This window comes from Kitasatospora xanthocidica (genome assembly GCF_014656195.1).
Classification (GTDB): Bacteria; Actinomycetota; Actinomycetes; order Streptomycetales; family Streptomycetaceae; genus Kitasatospora; species Kitasatospora xanthocidica.
Genome location: NZ_BNBY01000006.1, coordinates 217067 through 234891 on the forward strand (window position 1 = coordinate 217067; position 17825 = coordinate 234891).

13 protein-coding genes are annotated in these 17825 nt (G+C 73.5%); 9 read left to right on the top strand and 4 right to left on the bottom strand.

Annotated features, from left to right (window positions below; translation table 11 throughout):
* The first annotated feature begins 2 nt into the window (after window positions 1–2).
* From IE332_RS13365 to IE332_RS13385, 5 genes are all read left to right on the top strand, one after another.
* Window positions 3–3896: a DNA-directed RNA polymerase subunit beta' gene (locus IE332_RS13365; protein WP_189916038.1), complete on the top strand. Its 3894-nt coding sequence runs from the start codon at window positions 3–5 to the stop codon at window positions 3894–3896.
* A 227-nt stretch (window positions 3897–4123) separates the two neighbouring features.
* Window positions 4124–4798, top strand: a complete 675-nt coding sequence (locus tag IE332_RS13370; RefSeq protein WP_189916039.1) for a DUF4097 family beta strand repeat-containing protein — start codon at window positions 4124–4126, stop codon at window positions 4796–4798.
* Between the two features lie 82 nt (window positions 4799–4880).
* Window positions 4881–6068 carry a sensor histidine kinase gene (locus tag IE332_RS40905; protein ID WP_229928570.1) on the top strand — a complete coding sequence of 396 codons (1188 nt, stop codon included), beginning with the start codon at window positions 4881–4883 and terminating at the stop codon, window positions 6066–6068.
* Window positions 6065–6745 carry a response regulator gene (locus IE332_RS13380; RefSeq protein ID WP_189916040.1) on the top strand — a complete coding sequence of 227 codons (681 nt, stop codon included), beginning with the start codon at window positions 6065–6067 and terminating at the stop codon, window positions 6743–6745. Before IE332_RS40905 ends, IE332_RS13380 begins: the two co-directional genes overlap by 4 nt.
* A gap of 143 nt (window positions 6746–6888) precedes the next feature.
* Window positions 6889–7497: a hypothetical protein gene (locus IE332_RS13385; RefSeq protein ID WP_189916041.1), complete on the top strand. Its 609-nt coding sequence runs from the start codon at window positions 6889–6891 to the stop codon at window positions 7495–7497.
* A gap of 32 nt (window positions 7498–7529) precedes the next feature.
* Here IE332_RS13385 and IE332_RS13390 read toward each other — a convergent pair whose 3' ends face one another.
* Complete coding sequence (locus IE332_RS13390) at window positions 7530–9320, bottom strand: vWA domain-containing protein (RefSeq protein WP_189916042.1); 1791 nt, start codon at window positions 9318–9320, stop codon at window positions 7530–7532.
* Window positions 9317–10381 carry an ATP-binding protein gene (locus IE332_RS13395; RefSeq protein WP_189916043.1) on the bottom strand — a complete coding sequence of 355 codons (1065 nt, stop codon included), beginning with the start codon at window positions 10379–10381 and terminating at the stop codon, window positions 9317–9319. The genes IE332_RS13390 and IE332_RS13395 overlap by 4 nt, the downstream gene beginning before the upstream one ends.
* Before the next feature lie 162 nt (window positions 10382–10543).
* Here IE332_RS13395 and IE332_RS13400 point away from each other — a divergent pair, with 162 nt between their 5' ends.
* The 4 genes from IE332_RS13400 to IE332_RS13415 all read left to right on the top strand — a co-directional run bounded on the left by IE332_RS13400 (window position 10544) and on the right by IE332_RS13415 (window position 14968).
* Window positions 10544–11284: an SIR2 family NAD-dependent protein deacylase gene (locus IE332_RS13400; RefSeq protein WP_189916044.1), complete on the top strand. Its 741-nt coding sequence runs from the start codon at window positions 10544–10546 to the stop codon at window positions 11282–11284.
* Window positions 11285–11357: 73 nt separating this feature from the next.
* A complete protein-coding gene (locus IE332_RS13405; protein ID WP_189916045.1) occupies window positions 11358–12572 on the top strand; it encodes a cytochrome P450 in 1215 nt (404 codons plus the stop codon).
* 21 nt (window positions 12573–12593) lie between these two features.
* Complete coding sequence (locus IE332_RS13410; protein ID WP_229928571.1) at window positions 12594–13592, top strand: ADP-ribosylglycohydrolase family protein; 999 nt, start codon at window positions 12594–12596, stop codon at window positions 13590–13592.
* A 56-nt stretch (window positions 13593–13648) separates the two neighbouring features.
* Window positions 13649–14968 (top strand): serpin family protein, encoded by a 1320-nt coding sequence (locus tag IE332_RS13415; RefSeq protein ID WP_189916046.1) that lies wholly within the window; start codon window positions 13649–13651, stop codon window positions 14966–14968.
* Window positions 14969–15013: 45 nt separating this feature from the next.
* On the opposite strand, the gene IE332_RS13420 is transcribed toward IE332_RS13415, so the two are convergent.
* Together IE332_RS13420 and IE332_RS13425 are read right to left on the bottom strand one after the other, a co-directional pair.
* Window positions 15014–16126, bottom strand: coding sequence for an ADP-ribosylglycohydrolase family protein (locus tag IE332_RS13420; RefSeq protein ID WP_189916047.1), 1113 nt, complete (start codon window positions 16124–16126; stop codon window positions 15014–15016).
* Between the two features lie 269 nt (window positions 16127–16395).
* On the bottom strand, window positions 16396–17682 hold the full coding sequence (locus IE332_RS13425; protein WP_229928572.1) for a DUF2786 domain-containing protein: 1287 nt from the start codon (window positions 17680–17682) through the stop codon (window positions 16396–16398).
* Window positions 17683–17825 lie beyond the last annotated feature (143 nt).

The following is a 17825-nucleotide window of genomic DNA, read 5'->3' on the forward strand; positions in this document are numbered from 1 at the left end:
CAGTGCTTGACGTCAACTTCTTCGACGAGCTCCGCATCGGCCTGGCCACCGCCGACGACATCCGCCAGTGGTCGCACGGCGAGGTCAAGAAGCCGGAGACCATCAACTACCGCACCCTGAAGCCGGAAAAGGACGGGCTCTTCTGCGAGAAGATCTTCGGCCCCACCCGGGACTGGGAGTGCTACTGCGGCAAGTACAAGCGCGTCCGCTTCAAGGGCATCATCTGTGAGCGCTGCGGCGTCGAGGTGACCCGCGCCAAGGTGCGCCGCGAGCGGATGGGCCACATCGAGCTGGCCGCCCCGGTCACCCACATCTGGTACTTCAAGGGTGTCCCGTCCCGCCTGGGCTACCTGCTGGACCTGGCGCCGAAGGACCTCGAGAAGGTCATCTACTTCGCCGCCTACATGATCACCTGGGTCGACGACGAGCGCCGCCAGCGCGACCTGCCGTCCCTGGAGGCGCACGTCTCGGTCGAGCGCCAGCAGATCGAGAACCGCCGCGACTCCGACCTCGAAGGCCGCGCCAAGAAGGCCGAGACCGACCTGGCCGAGCTGGAGGCCGAGGGCGCCAAGGCCGACGTGCGCCGCAAGGTGCGCGAGGGTGCCGAGCGCGAGATGAAGCAGCTGCGCGACCGCGCGCAGCGCGAGCTCGACCGCCTCGACGAGGTGTGGGCCCGCTTCAAGAACCTCAAGGTCCAGGACCTCGAGGGCGACGAGCTGCTCTACCGCGAGCTGCGCGACCGCTTCGGCACCTACTTCTCCGGCTCGATGGGCGCGGCGGCCCTCAAGGACCGCCTCGAGAACTTCGACCTGGCGGAGGAGTCCGAGCGCCTGCGCGAGATCATCCGCACCGGCAAGGGCCAGAAGAAGACCCGTGCGCTGAAGCGCCTCAAGGTCGTCTCCGCGTTCCTGCAGACCACCAACAAGCCCAACGGCATGGTGCTGGACTGCGTCCCGGTCATCCCGCCGGACCTGCGTCCGATGGTGCAGCTGGACGGTGGCCGCTTCGCGACCTCCGACCTGAACGACCTGTACCGCCGCGTGATCAACCGCAACAACCGCCTGAAGCGCCTCCTCGACCTCGGTGCCCCCGAGATCATCGTGAACAACGAGAAGCGCATGCTCCAGGAGGCCGTCGACGCGCTGTTCGACAACGGCCGCCGCGGCCGTCCGGTCACCGGCCCGGGCAACCGCCCGCTGAAGTCCCTCAGCGACATGCTGAAGGGCAAGCAGGGTCGTTTCCGTCAGAACCTGCTCGGCAAGCGAGTCGACTACTCGGCCCGTTCGGTCATCGTCGTCGGCCCGCAGCTCAAGCTGCACCAGTGCGGTCTGCCGAAGGCCATGGCGCTGGAGCTCTTCAAGCCGTTCGTGATGAAGCGCCTGGTCGACCTGAACCACGCGCAGAACATCAAGTCGGCCAAGCGCATGGTCGAGCGTGCCCGTCCGGTCGTGTGGGACGTGCTCGAAGAGGTCATCGCCGAGCACCCGGTCCTGCTGAACCGTGCGCCCACCCTGCACCGCCTCGGCATCCAGGCCTTCGAGCCGCAGCTGGTCGAGGGCAAGGCCATCCAGATCCACCCGCTCGTCTGCACCGCGTTCAACGCGGACTTCGACGGTGACCAGATGGCCGTCCACCTGCCGCTCTCCGCGGAGGCGCAGGCCGAGGCCCGCATCCTGATGCTGTCCTCGAACAACATCCTGAAGCCGGCCGACGGTCGCCCCGTCACCATGCCGACCCAGGACATGGTGCTCGGTCTGTTCTTCCTCACCTCGGACCGCGAGGAGGTCAAGGGCGGTGGCCGCTCCTTCTCCTCCACCGCCGAGGCGGTCATGGCCTTCGACGCCCGCGAGCTGGACGTCCAGGCCCCGATCGAGCTGCGCCTCCCGGCCGGCACCGTCCCGCCGCGCGGCTGGGCCGTCCCGATCGACGAGGACGGCCAGCAGGCCTGGTACGAGGGCGAGCCCTTCCGCCTGACCACCACCCTGGGCCGCGCGCTCTTCAACGAGCTGCTGCCCGAGGACTACCCGTTCGTCGACTACGAGGTGGGCAAGAAGCAGCTCTCCGCGATCGTCAACGACCTGGCGGAGCGCTACCCCAAGGTCGTCGTCGCGGCGACCCTGGACAACCTGAAGGCGGCCGGCTTCCACTGGTCGACCCGCTCGGGTGTCACCGTCTCGATCTCCGACGTCGTCGTCCCGCCGAACAAGCCCCAGATCCTCGAGGGCTACGAGGCGAAGGCGGAGAAGGTCCAGCGCCAGTACGAGCGCGGCCTGATCACCAACGACGAGCGCAAGCAGGAGCTCATCGGCATCTGGACCCAGGCGACCAACGAGGTCGCCGAGGCCATGAACGTGAACTTCCCGAAGACGAACCCCATCTTCATGATGGTCGACTCGGGCGCTCGCGGAAACATGATGCAGATGCGCCAGATCGCCGGTATGCGTGGTCTGGTGTCGAACGCCAAGAACGAGACCATCCCGCGACCCATCAAGGCGTCGTTCCGTGAGGGTCTCACCGTGCTGGAGTACTTCATCTCCACCCACGGTGCCCGTAAGGGTCTGGCCGACACCGCCCTCCGTACCGCCGACTCCGGCTACCTCACCCGTCGTCTGGTCGACGTCTCCCAGGACGTCATCATTCGCGAGGAGGACTGCGGCACCGAGCGCGGCCTGAAGCTGTCGATCGGTTCCGTGGGCGCCGACGGCGTGCTGCGCAAGGCCGACGACGTCGAGACCAGCGTGTACGCCCGCATGCTCGCCGAGGACATCACCGTCGACGGCAAGCTGCTGGCCACCGCCAACACCGACCTCGGTGACGTGCTGATCGACGAGCTGATCCGCCACGGCATCGGCGAGGTCAAGACCCGCTCGATCCTGACCTGTGAGTCGGCCGTCGGCACCTGCGCCATGTGCTACGGGCGCTCGCTGGCCACCGGCAAGCTGGTCGACATCGGTGAGGCGGTCGGCATCATCGCCGCCCAGTCCATCGGTGAGCCCGGCACCCAGCTGACGATGCGTACCTTCCACACCGGTGGTGTGGCCGGTGACGACATCACCCAGGGTCTGCCGCGTGTCGTCGAGCTCTTCGAGGCCCGTACCCCCAAGGGTGTGGCCCCGATCTCGGAGGCCACCGGCCGGGCGCGGATCGAGGACACCGAGAAGACCCGCAAGATCGTCATCACCCCGGACGACGGCACCGACGAGATCGCCTACCCGGTCTCGAAGCGTGTGAAGCTGCTGGTCAGCGAGGGCGAGGCGGTCGAGGTCGGCCAGAAGCTGACCATGGGTGCCACCAACCCGCACGACGTCCTGCGCATCATGGGCCAGCGTGCCGTCCAGGTCCACCTGGTCGCCGAGGTCCAGAAGGTCTACAACTCGCAGGGTGTGTCGATCCACGACAAGCACATCGAGATCATCATCCGGCAGATGCTCCGCCGCGTGACGATCATCGAGTCGGGCGACGCCGAGTTGCTCCCGGGCGAGCTCGTCGAGCGCGGCCGCTTCGAGACCGAGAACCGTCGTGTGGTCGCCGAGGGCGGTCACCCCGCCTCCGGTCGTCCGCAGCTGATGGGTATCACCAAGGCCTCGCTGGCCACCGAGTCCTGGCTGTCGGCCGCCTCCTTCCAGGAGACGACCCGGGTCCTCACCGACGCGGCGATCCACGCCAAGTCGGACCCGCTGCTGGGCCTCAAGGAGAACGTCATCCTCGGTAAGCTCATCCCGGCCGGTACGGGTCTGCCCCGCTACCGCAACATCCGGGTCGAGCCGACCGAGGAGGCCAAGGCCGCGATGTACTCGGCCGTCGGCTACGACGACTACGACCTGTCGCCCTTCGGCGCCGGCTCCGGCCAGGCGGTCCCGCTGGACGACTACGACTACGGCCCGTACACCGGCTGAGTCTCGCTTCACTGATCGCAGGGCGGTCACCCTTCACGGGGTGGCCGCCCTGCGGCGTTCCCGGGGGCGTTCCAGGGTGTTCCTGGAGGCGTTCCCGGGGGCGGGCGTCCGGGTGGCTCACCCGTACGGGGGAGGGGCCGGAACCGCTCCGGGGAGGGAGGCGGGGAGGCGCCGGGGCGGGGGAGGCTTCCGGGTGTCGGATGACGGGCTTTCGAAGGGGGCCGGGGATGAAGCGGGTGCTGGGCGCGATGGCGATCACGGCGGGGGTGCTGGCCGGGATGTCGGCCTGCCTGCCGATCGGGGACGACCAGGAACACCGGACCCTCAGCTACGGGGTGGCCGACCGGATCACCGAGCTGGTGGTCGAGGGGGAGAACGGCGGCGTCGAGGTGACCGGCGGCGGCGACACCGTGCACGTGGTCGAGAAGCAGAACTACAAGGGCGCCGAGCCGAAGAGCACCCACGAGGTGAAGGACGGCGTGCTCCGGCTGACGTACGACTGCGACTCCTGCGGGATCGGGTACACCGTGCGGGTGCCGGCCGGGACCAAGGTGCGGGTGAAGGAGACCAACGGCGGCATCAAGCTGGCCGGGCTGGCCGGCGACGCGGAGGCCGCCGTGACGAACGGCGGCGTCGAGGCCGGCGGGCTGACCTCGGCCCAGGTGAGGCTGAGCGCGGTGAACGGCGGGGTGAAGGCCGACTTCGCCGCCGCGCCGTCGAAGGTGGAGGCGCGGACGACCAACGGCGGCGTGCACGTGCGGGTGCCGGCCGGGGAGGCGTACACGGTGGACGCGCACGCGTCGTCCGGCGGGGTGGACGTCGGCATCCCCTCGCAGCCGGGTGCGGCGCGCGGCATCACCGCCCGGGCGGAGTCCGGCGGTGTGACGGTCACCGGTGGATGACCGGGCCGTTCCGGAGGTCCTGCCGGTAGGGCATGATCTTCTCCGCGGGGGCGGCGTCCCCGGTTACGGGGGAGGTACCGGGGTGGAGCACGCGTCGGGCCGGCCGAACTGGCCGGCCGGGCTGAGTCCGTACGTGCCGGACTCGCTGCTGGCGGTGGCCGCGGCGGGGGTCGCGGTCTGGTCGGTGTACCACGACGAGACGGCCTGGCCGTGGTGGGTCTGCGTGCTCGCGGTGGCGACCGCGCTGCCGCTGCCCTGGCGCCGTAGCCGGCCGCTGACGGTGCTGGTGCTGGCGACGGTGCCGTCCCTGGTGATCTCGGTCGTGGCGCACTCGGCGAACCCCCAGGTGCCGCTGTCCGGGGTGATCGCCTTCTACACGGTGGCCGAGCGGTCCTCGGACCGGGCGCGGTGGAGCGTGCTGGCGGTGGTGGTGGCCGGCAACGTCCTCGGCACCCACTCGCCGAACGGCGCGTTCTTCAGCCTGGTCACCTCCGTCGGCACCTTCGTGTTCGGCTCACTGGTGCGCGCCCAGCGGCAGCTGGCCCGGGTGCAGGCGGAACGGGCCAGGGAGACCGGTGAACGGGCGGCCAGCGAGGCGGCCAGGGCGGTGGCGGAGGAGCGGGCCAGGATCGCCCGGGAGATGCACGACATCCTGGCGCACGCGGTCTCGCTGATGGTGATCCAGGCCGAGGCCGGGCCGGTGGTGGTGCGCAACGACCCCGACCGGGCGATCCGCGCGTTCGACACCATCGCCGACGCCGGCCGCGACGCCATGGTCCAACTGCGGCGCGTACTCGGGGTGTTGAAGGACCCGGAGGCGGGCCGCGAGCTGGCGCCGCAGCCCCGGCTGGCCGAACTCGCCGACGTGGCCGAGCGGGTGCGCGGAGCCGGCCTGCGGGTGGAGCTCGAACTCCCGGAGGAGCGGGGCGGGTTGGCCGCCGACGTGCAGGCGGCGGCGTACCGGATCGTGCAGGAGGCGCTGACCAACACGATCAAGCACGCCGGGGCCGACCGGGTGGCGATCCGGGTGCGGCGGACCGGGGAGGTGCTGGAGGTCGTGGTCTCCGACAACGGCCGCGGGGTGCCGCCGGCGGCCGACCGTACGGTGGTCGGCTGGTCCGGCGGGCGCGGGCTGGTCGGCATCCGGGAGCGGGCGGCGGCCTGCGGCGGACGGGCCGAGGCCGGTCCGGGACCGGCGGGCAGGGGATTCCTGGTGAGCGCCCGGCTGCCGCTGGGAGCGGGCGCAAAGGTGGAGGGAGTGGGCGGATGACGCCGATTCGGGTGGTCGTCGCGGACGACCAGGAGCTGGTGCGGGCCGGGTTCGGGATGATCCTGGACGCGCAGCCGGACATCGAGGTGGTGGCCGAGGCGGCCGACGGCGCCGAGGCGGTCGAGGCGGTGCGCGCGCACGGCCCGGACGTGCTGCTGCTGGACGTCCGGATGCCGGTGATGGACGGGCTGGAGGCGGCCCGCCGGGTGTGCGCGGAGTTCCCGTCCACCAAGGTGATCATGCTGACCACCTTCGACATCGACGACTACGTCTTCGACGCGCTCTACGCGGGCGCCAGCGGCTTCCTGCTCAAGGACGTCCGGCGGGACGACCTGGCGCACGGGGTGCGGATGGTCGCCTCCGGGGAGGCGCTGCTCGCGCCCTCGGTGACCAGGCGGCTGATCGGCGAGTTCGCCGCCCGCCGTCCGGGGTCGCCGGATCGGGCGGTGCGGCCGCCGTCCAAGCTGCTGGAACAGCTGACCCTGCGCGAGCAGGAGACGCTGCGGCTGATCGCCCGCGGGCTGTCCAACGCGGAGATCGCGGCCGAACTGGTGGTCAGCGAGCACACGGTGAAGACGCACGTCAGCAATGTGCTGAGCAAGCTCGGGCTGCGGGACCGGGTGCACGCGGTGGTGTTCGCGTACGAGGCGGGGGCGGTGGTGGCGGGGGAGTCCTGACGGGCTCCGCCGCCGGCCCCGCCGCGGGCTCCCTCGTGCGGGGGAGCCGGGGAGTTCACCGGTGCGGGCGATCCGGGACGAGGGGGCCGGCGGACAGGCTGTGCGGTGTCGGAACGGACCACGGACACCGCAGGAGACCGCAGATGAACGCCACCCAGCCCAGCCGCCTCACCGCGTACGCCGTCGTCGGCGCCCCGGCACTGATGGCCCTCTACGGCGGCATCCGCCTGGTGCCGGGCTCCCGCGAGCCGGGACTCGGCTGGACGGCCGGGCACACCGCGATGTTCGCCGGGCTGCTGCTCTTCGCCCCGGTCTTCCTCGCGCTGCGCCGACGGCTCGCCCCGCGCGGCACGGCCGGGCGGATCGCGGCCGGGGCGGCGCTGGGCACGGCCTTCGCGGGGCTGCTCTGCTCGCTGGCGCAGATCGGGATCGACCTGGTGGTCGGCCTGGCGGCGGCGGACAAGGCCGAGCAGTCGCGGCTGTTCGACCGGGTGCAGGGCGTCCCGGGCGTGCTGCCGGCGGTGTACCAGGTCGGCCCGCTGCTGTTCTACGTCGGCCTGCTGGCGCTGCTGGTCGCCGCGTCGGTGGGCGCCGCCCGGACCCTGCGCTGGTGGAGCCCGGTGCTGATGCTGGTCGGCACCGTCGCCTCGGCCGCCGATCTGGCCCTGATCCCGCTGGCCGCCGCCTGCTACCTGGTGGCGCTGAGCCCGCTGGTCCGGCTCGGCGCCGGGCCCCGGCCGGTGCCGGCCTAACTCATGGCCCAACTCCTGGCCCAACTCCTGGCCTAGCTCATCCGGAAGACCGGCCCCCGCGGGGTGAACGGCAGCCCGGAGCCGCGGGGGACGAGGAAGGCGTGCTCGCGGCGCACCCGCAGCACGTCGCACTCGCCGTCGGTGATCACCAGGACGGGCGCCCCGGGCGGGAAGTCCTCCGCCCGCTCCAGCAGGTCGACGCCCGGCTGCAGCACGGTGCCGCCGCGTCCGCGCACCCGGACCCGACCGGCGATCTCGTCGGGCGGGAGGTACCCGGCGTCGTGCGGGGCGGCGTCGCAGTACACCACCCGGGCGGCCGGGACGTCCCGGGCGGCGGCGTAGGAGGCGATCGCGCCGAGCGCCTTGCCGAGCAGGGGCCGGCTCATCGAGCCGGAGGTGTCCAGGACGACGCCGAAGGTGCAGCGGGGCACCTCCTCCTCGGGGTGGTGGCGGCCGGCCCGCGGGATGTCCGGGGTCGCGGCCTGCCGGCGGGCCGGGCGGGAGTAGCTGCGCACCGGCTCCGGCCGCGGCACGAACTCGTCGAACCAGCGCGCCAGTCGCGCGTCCCACGGCAGCGGCGGGTGGGCCAGTGCCCGGATCTCCTCGACCAGCCCGGCCGGGAGCAGGCCGCGTCCGCGCTGGTGCAGCTCGAAGCCCTGCTGGAGGCCGCGGCGGTAGAAGTCGTCGAGGTCCACGTAGTCGCGCGGGCCGCGGTCCAGCGGGGCGCCGAGGATGTCCGGCCGGTTCTTCCCGGCCAGGGTGGCGAGGCGGCGGATCCGGCGCTCGTCGCGGACGATCCGGTCGTACACCTCCTCGGCCGACAGGCCCTTCAGCTGCGGGTCGTGCAGCAGGCCCTCGGGCATCTCGCCGACGCCCATCTCCAGCAGCCAGCCGTTGATGACGTAGTCGGCGGCGACGTTGAACAGGAACGGGTCCCGCCCGCCGCGGCGCTCGCCGTGCCGCAGGGCGGCGTGCAGCATCTCGTGGCCGAGGATGAACCGCCACTCCTCGTCGGTGTACCGGCGCAGCGGGTTGACGTAGACCTCTCCGGCCTCGGCGTTGACGGCGGCGACGGAGATGCCGTGGGCGCGGGCGAGTTCGGCGTCGGCCACGAGGGTGAGCCCGGCCGCGATGCCGCCGAGCAGCGGGTACGAGGAGACGAACCAGTTGAGCGCCCTGGTCCAGGGCCGCTCCGGCAGCCGTTCGCCGGTCTCCTCGTCGAACCGGCCGCCGGCCCGGTCCATCGCGGTGGACATGGCGCGGGTGAGCGCCGCCGCGAAGGCGGTCTCCCAGTCCTTGGGGTCGCGGCCGCGGCCGTGCCACTCGACCAGCAGCTGGTCGCGGTCGGCGGTGCCGGCCGTCCCCGCGACGTCGGGCGGCGGCAGGCCGTCGCGGCGCCAGCGGACGGCCAGCTCCTCCTCGTCGCCGCCGGGGTACTCCTGCGGGAGGACGACCGGGGCGCGGCCGACCGGGAAGGTGGCGAGGAAGCGGTTGACCACCGCGCAGCGGGCGGCGGCCGTGTGGTCGTCCGGCTGCTCCCGGGTGCCGCGGGCGGCCGGGACGTGGCCGAAGCCGAGGTGCAGCAGGCCGTGGGCGAGCACCCAGGCCCACTCCTCGGGCTCGGCCCGGCGGCGCGGGTTGACGTGCAGGGTGCCGTCGGAGTCCACCACCGCCCAGCCGCCCGGCGGGGCGAGCTCGCACTTCTCGGTGCGGCAGACGTCGACGGGCAGGGCGGCGAAGGCCGGGTTGCGGCGCAGCAGCCGGACGCCCTCGGCGAAGACCTCGGCGCCCGGGTCGGGCTTCTTCGCGGCCGCGGGCTTCACCGGCGGGCCTCGACCAGCCGGGGCATGTCCCGGGCCGCTTCGATCAGGAACCAGGAGGGCAGCACCGGGTTGCCGTCCGAGCCGTCGGCGATCACCGTCTGGGCGACCTCCACCGAGATCTCGGCCAGCTGCACCAGCAGCGACTTGGCCCGGAAGGCGGTCTGCCGCTGAGCCCCGGAGGCGTGCTCCTTGCTCGCGGGCAGCTCCTTGACCAGCCGGCCGCGGAAGGAGTCGGCCAGGTAGTAGAGCAGGTCGCGGTCCTCCGGCCGGTGCGGCCAGCGGGCGTCGCCCTTGAGGATCGCCTCCAGGCCGTACGAGTTGCGGACGATCTTCGCGTAGCCGCAGAAGGCGACCGCGTGCTGCGCGGTGAGCAGGCCGTACGAGAGGACCTTGAGGGTCGCCTCGTCCAGGGTGGGCCCGAAGGAGTGCAGCGCGTCGGAGAGCATGTGCCAGGCGCGCGGGGTGGAGAACGGCTCCTCGGTCTTGGGCGGGGCGGACCACAGGTGGTCGGGCCGGTCGGTGAGGTGGTCGAGGACCCAGGGGTGGATCCCGGCGCCGGCCGCCCAGCGCAGCCAGTCCTCGGCGCTGGCCCGCAGATGGACGTGGATCATGCGGTTGACCAGCGCGGAGGCCATCGGGCGGGCGAGCGCGCCGTCGGTGGCGCGGTTGCCGGCGCCGATCACGATGGAGCCGGGCGGCAGCTCGTACGAGCCGATCCGGCGGTCCAGGATCAGCGAGTAGAAGGCCTTCTGGACGTCCGGCGAGGCCGCGTTGAGCTCGTCCAGGAAGAGGCAGTACGGCTCGTCGCGGGCGATCTGCTCGGGCGGGCAGAACCGGGAGCGGCCGTCCGGGGTGAGCTGCGGGACGCCGATCAGGTCCTCCGGGGCGAGCTGGGTGCCGACCAGGCTCACGCACTCCAGGCCGAGCGACTCGGCGAACGCCCTGACCAGGGAGGACTTGCCGATCCCGGGGGCGCCCCAGAGGAACACCGGGCGTACGGTGGCCAGTCCGAGCAGCAGCTCGGGGATCTGGGAGGGCGAGACGCTGACTGCTCCCTGCACGGGGCTCCTTCGCGGTACGGCGGTCGACCGGCCCAGTGTGCGGCGGGAGTCGGCGGGGCGCACCCGGATTTCCGGCGGTGGGGGCGCACCCGGATTCCGGCGGTGGGGCGCGCCCGGATTTTCGGTGGCCGGGGGCGGGCCGGCGGCCGTACCGTCCCGGGTATGAACGCCAAGCGTCCACTGATCGCCGTGCTCACCGGCGCGGGCATCTCCACCGACTCCGGCATCCCCGACTACCGCGGCCCGAAAGGCCTTTGGCAGCAGGACCCGTCGGCGCAGCGGATGGTCACCATCGGCCCCTACCTGGCGGACCCGGAGGTGCGCCGCAGGGCCTGGGTGATGCGCGGGGAGGCGGGCGCGCTCGCGGCCGAGCCGAACGCGGGGCACCGGGCGCTGGTCGACCTGGAGCGTTCCGGGCTGCCGGTCCGGGTGCTGACCCAGAACGTGGACGGGCTGCACCGGCGTTCCGGGCTGCCCGCCCGCAAGGTGCTCGAACTGCACGGCACCGCCACGGAGGTGCAGTGCGTGGGCTGCCGGGTGACCGGGCCGATGGCGGAGGCGCTGGCGCGGGTCGAGGCCGGGGAGCCGGATCCGGCGTGCCGGGAGTGCGGGGGGATCCTACGGCCGCGGACGGTGATGTTCGGGGAGGCGCTGGACCCGGTGGTGCTCCAGCAGGCCGACGCGATCGCCAAGGCCTGTGACCTGTTCATCGCGGTGGGCACCAGTCTCCAGGTCTACCCGGTGGCCTCGCTGCCGCAGATCGCGCTGGAGGCCGGGGCCCGGCTGGTGGTGGTGAACGGCGAGCCGACGCCGTTCGACGGGGCCGCGGACGAGGTGATCCGGGAGCCGATCTCGCGGGCGCTGCCCGAGCTGGTGCGGAGGCTGGTCGCGGAAGGGGCGTAAGGGCCTTTACGGACGTACCGCACGCATACGATGATCGTCCCGGCGTCCCCCCACGGCCTGGAGTGATCGAGCGATGACGACGACGGCGAAGTTCGACCCCTGGTCGGCGGAGTTCGTGGCCCACCCGTACGACGCGTACGCCGAGCTGCGCGAACACGCGCCGGTGACGTACTTCGAGCCGACGGACCAGTGGCTCGTCTCGCGCCACGAGGACGTCAGCGCGCTGCTGCGCGACCGACGGCTCGGCCGCACCTACACCCACCGCTTCAGCCACGCCGAGTTCGGCCGCCCCGAGCCCGACCCGGCGTACGAGCCCTTCCACACCCTGAACGACCACGGGCTGCTCGACCTGGAGGCGCCCGACCACACCCGGATCCGCCGGCTCGTCTCCAAGGCCTTCACCCCGCGCATGGTCGAAGGCCTGCGCCCGACCGTCCGCCGCCTGGCCGGAGAGCTCGTCGACGAGCTGCTCGCGGCCGGCGGCGGCGACCTGATCGCCACCGTCGCCGAGCCGCTGCCCGTCGCCGTGATCGCCGAGATGCTCGGGGTCCCGGAGAGCGACCGCCACCTGCTGCGGCCCTGGTCCGCCGACATCACCGGGATGTTCGAGCTCAACCCGAGCGAGGAGACCGCCCGCCGGGCCGTCACCGCGAGCACCGAGTTCTCCGACTACCTGCGCGCCCTGATCCGCGAGCGCCGGACGGACCCGGGCGACGACCTGATCAGCGCGCTCATCCAGGCCCAGGAGGGCGCCGACGCGCTCAGCGAGCAGGAGATGGTCTCCACCTGCGTGCTGCTGCTCAACGCCGGCCACGAGGCGACCGTCAACACCACCGGCAACGGCTGGTGGGCGCTGTTCCGCAACCCCGGGGAACTCGCCCGGCTGCGCGGCTCGGTGGACGAGCTGCTGCCCACCGCGATCGAGGAACTGATGCGCTGGGACACCCCGCTGCAGATGTTCGAGCGCTGGGTGCTGGAGGACATCGAGGTCCGCGGCGTCACCATCCCGCGCGGCTCCGAGATCGCCCTGCTCTTCGGCTCCGCCAACCGCGACCCCGAGCGCTTCACCGACCCCGACCGGCTCGACCTCGCCCGCACCGACAACCCGCACATCACCTTCGGCGCCGGAATCCACTTCTGTCTGGGCGCCCCGCTCGCCAGACTGGAGCTCACCGAGTCCTACGGCACCCTGCTGCGCCGGGCCCCGGGCCTGCGGCTGGTCCGCGAGCCCGAGTGGAACCCGGGCTACGTGATCCGCGGGCTCAAGGAACTGCGGGTCGAGCTGTAACCGGAAGAGGGGGGAACCGCCGTGGGCAAGGCGACGGGGGCACTGCTGGGGCTGGCGATCGGGGACGCGATCGGCCGGCTGACGGAGTTCAAGCCCGTCGAGCTGATCGCCGCCGACCACCCGGACTGGCGGCGGCTCCCGCTGCCCGGCCGGGCCCTGGTCACCGACGACACCCAGATGACGCTCGCCCTCGGCCGCGGCCTGCGCACCGCCCTGGCGCGCGGACCGTTGACCCCGCTGCGCCTGGAGCGGCCGGTCCGCGAGGAGTTCGTCGACTGGTGGCGCTCCCCGGAGAACAACCGCGCCCCCGGCATGACCTGCCTGCGCTCCTGCGAGCGGCTCAGCCACGACGCCGTCCGCTGGCAGCAGGCCAGCGACGTCGGCTCCAAGGGCTGCGGCGCCAACATGCGGGTCGCCCCGATCGGGCTGGTCCGCGAGCTGGACGCCCGGCAGCTCTCCGGCGCCGCCCAGCTGCAGTCCGGGCTCACCCACGGCCACCCCACCGCGCTCGCCGCCAGCGACCTCACCGCGTACGCCGTCCGCAAGCTCGCCGAGGGCGTCCCGCCGGCCGGGCTGCCCGCGGTGCTGCGGGCGTATGCGCTGGCGAGCCGGGAGCGGTACGACGAGTTCTGGCTCGGCGACCTCGCCGCCCACTGGTACGGCCCCTCGCCACAGGCCGTCCTGGCCCGAGGCTGGGACGACTGCCTGAAGGTGCTCGACGAGCTGGACGCCGCGCTCGCCGCGCCCGACGTCGAGGCCGACCCCTGCCTGGCCACCGGCGAGGGCTGGGTCGCCGAGGAGGCCTTCGGCACCGGCCTGCTCTGCTTCCTGCTGCTGCCGGACGACCCGGTGGCCGCCGTCCGCCGGGCCGCCTACTCCAGCGGCGACTCGGACTCCCTGGCCTGCCTGACCGGCGCCTTCGCGGGTGCCCACCACGGCGAGGCGGTCTGGCCGGCCGACTGGGTGGAGCGGATCGAGCACCGGGACGAGCTGCTGGAGCTCGGGGCGCTCTGGGACTGACGAGGGGGCCCGCCGGGGGCGGGGAACCGGTCGGCGGGGTGGCGCGTCGAAGGGCCATGACGAACCGCAGCACCGGAACCCGTCGCCCACCCCGCCGTCCGGCGGCGCTGCTCCTCGCCGCCGTGCTCGCCGCGCCGCTGCTCGCCGGCTGCGGCAGCACCGGCGCCGCCGCGCCCGCGGAGCTGCGGGCCTCGGCACCCGCGAGCCGTCCCGCCGTCGACCCGGCCCAGCTGACCGCGACCGCGGCCGCCACCAACGCCTTCGGCCTCGACCTCCTGCACGCCCTCACCGCACGGCCCGACGCGGCCGGCCACAACCTCGTGGTCTCCCCGTCGGGCCTGGCCACCGTGCTCGCCATGCTGCTGCCCGGCACCCGCGGCGCCACCGCCGACGAGCTCGCCAAGGCCCTGCACACCGAGCTCACCCCGCAGCAGTACGCCCTCGCCACCGGCGCGCTGAACCGCCGGACGCCCTCCGGCGGAGGGCTCACCCTGCGCCAGAGCGACGACCTCTGGACCCAGCAGGGCTTCGCCGTCGCGCCGGACTACCTGGCCACCCTCGCCGCCGCCTTCGACGCCGGGGTGCACCCCACCGACTTCGCCAAGGACCCGGAGGGCTCCCGCAAGACCGTCAACACGGCCGTGGAGAAAGCCACCGAGGGCCGGATCAAGGAGCTCTTCGCCCCGAACGCGATCACCCCGGACACCCGGCTGGTGCTCACCGACGCGCTCTACCTCAAGGCCGAGTGGGCCTCCGCGTTCAAGCCCGCGCAGACCGCCGACCGCCCGTTCCACACGCTCGACGGCGCCGCCCCGGCCGTCCCCTCGATGAGCCAGACCGGCGAGTTCAAGTACGCCGACGGCTCCGGCGGGATCGTCGGCGAGCCCTGGCAGGCCGTCGAACTCCCGTACGCGGGGGGCCGGTTGGTGATGGACCTGATCGTCCCCGCACAGGGCGGCTTCGCGGCCTTCAGCAAGGGCCTGGACCAGCCCCAGCTGGACCGCATCCTCGGCGCCCTCGACGAGCGGCGGGTCGACCTGCAACTGCCGCGCTTCCACTTCGACACGTCCGAGGAGCTCACCTCAACGCTGCGCTCGCTCGGCGTGAACTCGGTCTTCGACCGGGCCGACCTCAGCGGCATCGCCAAGGAACCGCTCGCCGTCAGCACGGTGGTGCAGAAGGCGACCGTCCAGGTCGACGAGGAGGGCACGGTCGCGGCGGCCGGCAGCGGCGTCGGGATCGCGGCGGCGGCAGCGCCGGCCGCGGACCAGCCCGTCCAACTGCACATCGACCGGCCGTTCCTGTTCCTGATCCGGGACACCGACGGCGGACGGCCGCTGTTCCTCGGTCAGGTCACCGACCCGCAGGCGAAGTAGCCGGCCGTCCGTACGGAAGCCCGGACGGAAGCCCGGCGGCCCGGCTCACCAGGCCGGGTAGCGCCCGCCGAGCCCGGGGTGGAGCGGGTCGCGGCTGCCGAACAGCACCAGCAGGTCGTCCGCGACCTGCCTCAGCTCGGCCCGCCCCTCGACCGCCCCGGCCCACTCGGCGGGCAGCGCCGAGGCGCCGTACGCGGCCCCGACCAGGTTGCCGCAGACCGCGCCGGTCGAGTCGCTGTCCCCGGAGTGGTTCACCGACAGCAGCAGCGCGGAGCGCACCGGGTCCGGGTCGAGGGTGGCCGCCAGCAGCGAGTACACCGCGATGCCCAGGCACTCCTCGGCGATCCAGCCGAGCCCGACCCGCTCCGCCGCCTCCGCCGAGGGCCCGGACTCCTGGGCGATCCGCACCGCCCGGGCCAGCGCCTGGACGGTCTCCTTGGAAGCGGGCAGCTCGCGGATCTGCTCGACCGTCTCGCCGACCGCCGCCCACGGCTCCGTCCCGTTCGCGAGCCGCTCGACCAGCGCCGCGAAGGCGCCCGCCGCGAGGTAGCCGGTCGGGTGCCCGTGGGTGAGCTGGGCGCACTGCACCGCCAGCCCGAAGGACTGCTCGGCACCCAGCCGGGCCAGCCCGAACGGCGCCGAACGCATCACCGTGCCGCAGCCCTTGGACCCCGGGTTGATCGGCCCCGGCCGCCCGATCGCGGACGGCGCCTCGAACACCGGGTGCTCGGACACCCCGCTCAGACAGGCGTTGCCCGGCGCCCGCCGCGCGTACAGGAAGGGCTGCCGCAGCAGCCAGCCGTCGTACGGGCGGGGCTGCGCTCCGGCGTCCGGCGCGGGCTGGTACTGCGTCAGCAGCCAGCGCCGGTAGGCGCCGTGGACGGCCTCCGGCACCGAGCCGCCGCCGCCCGTCCAGCCGCGCACGAAGCCGCGGATCAGGCCCTCGGCGGTGAACAGCGTCATCTGGGTGTCGTCGGTGACCTCCACCGGCCCGGGCCCGGCCGGCAGCGCGGTCACGCCCTCCGGCCCGTACCGGTCCTGGATCTGGTGGAGCTGCTGGAACTCCACCGGCCAGCCCAGCGCATCGCCGATCGCTCCGCCGAGCAGCGCTCCGCGCACCCGGTCCCGGTACCCCGACTCGGCCGCCGGCTCCGTCACGTCGGATCCCCCTTCGTTCGTGGCGGAGTACGTTCTTCGGCTTCCTCGCCTCCGCGGGAGGAGACGATTCCCGCCGGTCCTGCGACCGGAGGGGGCTCCCGGTTGCCCGGTCGCCTGGTTGGCGCTTCACGGCCCGCCCAACGGCTGAGGCTCCACGCCCTGCAAACGCCTGCCCGGCGTCCGTTACTACGAAGGTCGTGCCAGGTGCCCCGGCTTGGCTGTCGCCGGAGACGCCATGATCGTACTGAACCTGACCGACAAGCGGGACGTCAGCCGCGGATCTGTCCGGCGCGTCCGTGCAGGGCGGCCCGGTCGGCGGCGGCGCGGCCGGCCGCCCAGCCGACACCGTCGCTGACCCGCACCCGCTGCGAGACCAGCTTCGGGAACAGCCGGCCGATCTCCTCGTCCACCGCCTCCGAACGGGCGGCGAGCGCGGGCAGCAGCCGCTCGTCCGGCAGCAGCTGCTCCTCGGTGCCGTCCTCGCGCAGGTGCCGGCCGGCCGCGGCGGCGCTGGTGGTCCGCTCGGTGGCGGCGGTCAGCCGCTCGCGGATCCGCGCCGCGTACGCGACCAGGAAGGACTGCCGGAACGCCTTGCTGCGCGAATCCCGGCGGGAGCCCGCCTTGTTGAGGGCGTGGGTGGCCTGCACCAGCAGCGAGGTGTAGAGCAGCTCGACGCCGTCCAGGTCGCCGTCGAAGCCGACCACCGTGCAGAAGCCGAACTCCTTCGCCCACACCACCCGGCACCGGTTGGCCGCCGCGACCGCGTCGAGCAGCATCGTCTTGGGGCCCTCGTACGGGTTGTCCACCCCGATCCGCAGCGCCGCCGGGGCGTCGCGGTCGGCACCGGTGGCGGCCAGCAGCGCGTCGTCGATGCTGTGCTGGGCCATCAGCTGCTGGGCCTTGGCGGTCAGCGCCTCGGCCTCGTCGGGGAACTCGGTGGACTCGGCCTTGGCCAGCAGCGCCCGGATCCGGGCCAGCATCCTCGGCTCGCCCGCCGGCGGCCCGGGGTGCCGCGGTCCGGAGTGCCGCGCACGCGCCGACTGCCCGGGGGCCGGGCCGACCGGGGCGATCGGCGGCAGCCGGCCCCAGCTGCGCAGCAGCTCCAGGGCGACGGTCGCGAGCGCGAAGCGGTCCAGCCGGTGCTTCTGGGCGAAGGCGCCGAGGTACTGCTCGTCGCCGGGCCACCAGACCTCGGCCTCCAGCTCGCGCAGCTGCTCCAGCCAGCGCCGGTCGAGCGCCGCCGCCGGGTGGCGCCGGTCCTCCGCGGCGATCAGGTCCACCGCGAGCTCCAGGTGGACGGGCTTCAGCCCGCGCCGCACCACCCGCACCAGGTCCGCCGGGCGCCACCCCGCCGACCAGCACCGCCCGACGGCGGTGTCCGCGTACGCCAGCAGCGCCCGGCTCACCGCCGACCACTGCCCGGCCGACGCGGCCAGCAGCGACGCCCCGGTGTCCAGCGCGAGGTCCAGCCCCTCCTCCGGCGCCGTCACCACCGACCGCACCGCCTGCTCCAGCAGCGGCCCGGCGTCCCCGCCCTGCTGCTCGTGCTCGCCCACGGTGTGTCCCTGCTCTCCTCGACGGCCCGGTTCCTCCTGCCCATGATGCCGGAGCCGCCGCCGATACCCGGGGGAGAGACGGCGGCGCCCGGCCCCGGGGCGGGACCGGGCGCCGGGTGCCGGCCCCCTCGCCGAGCGGTCCG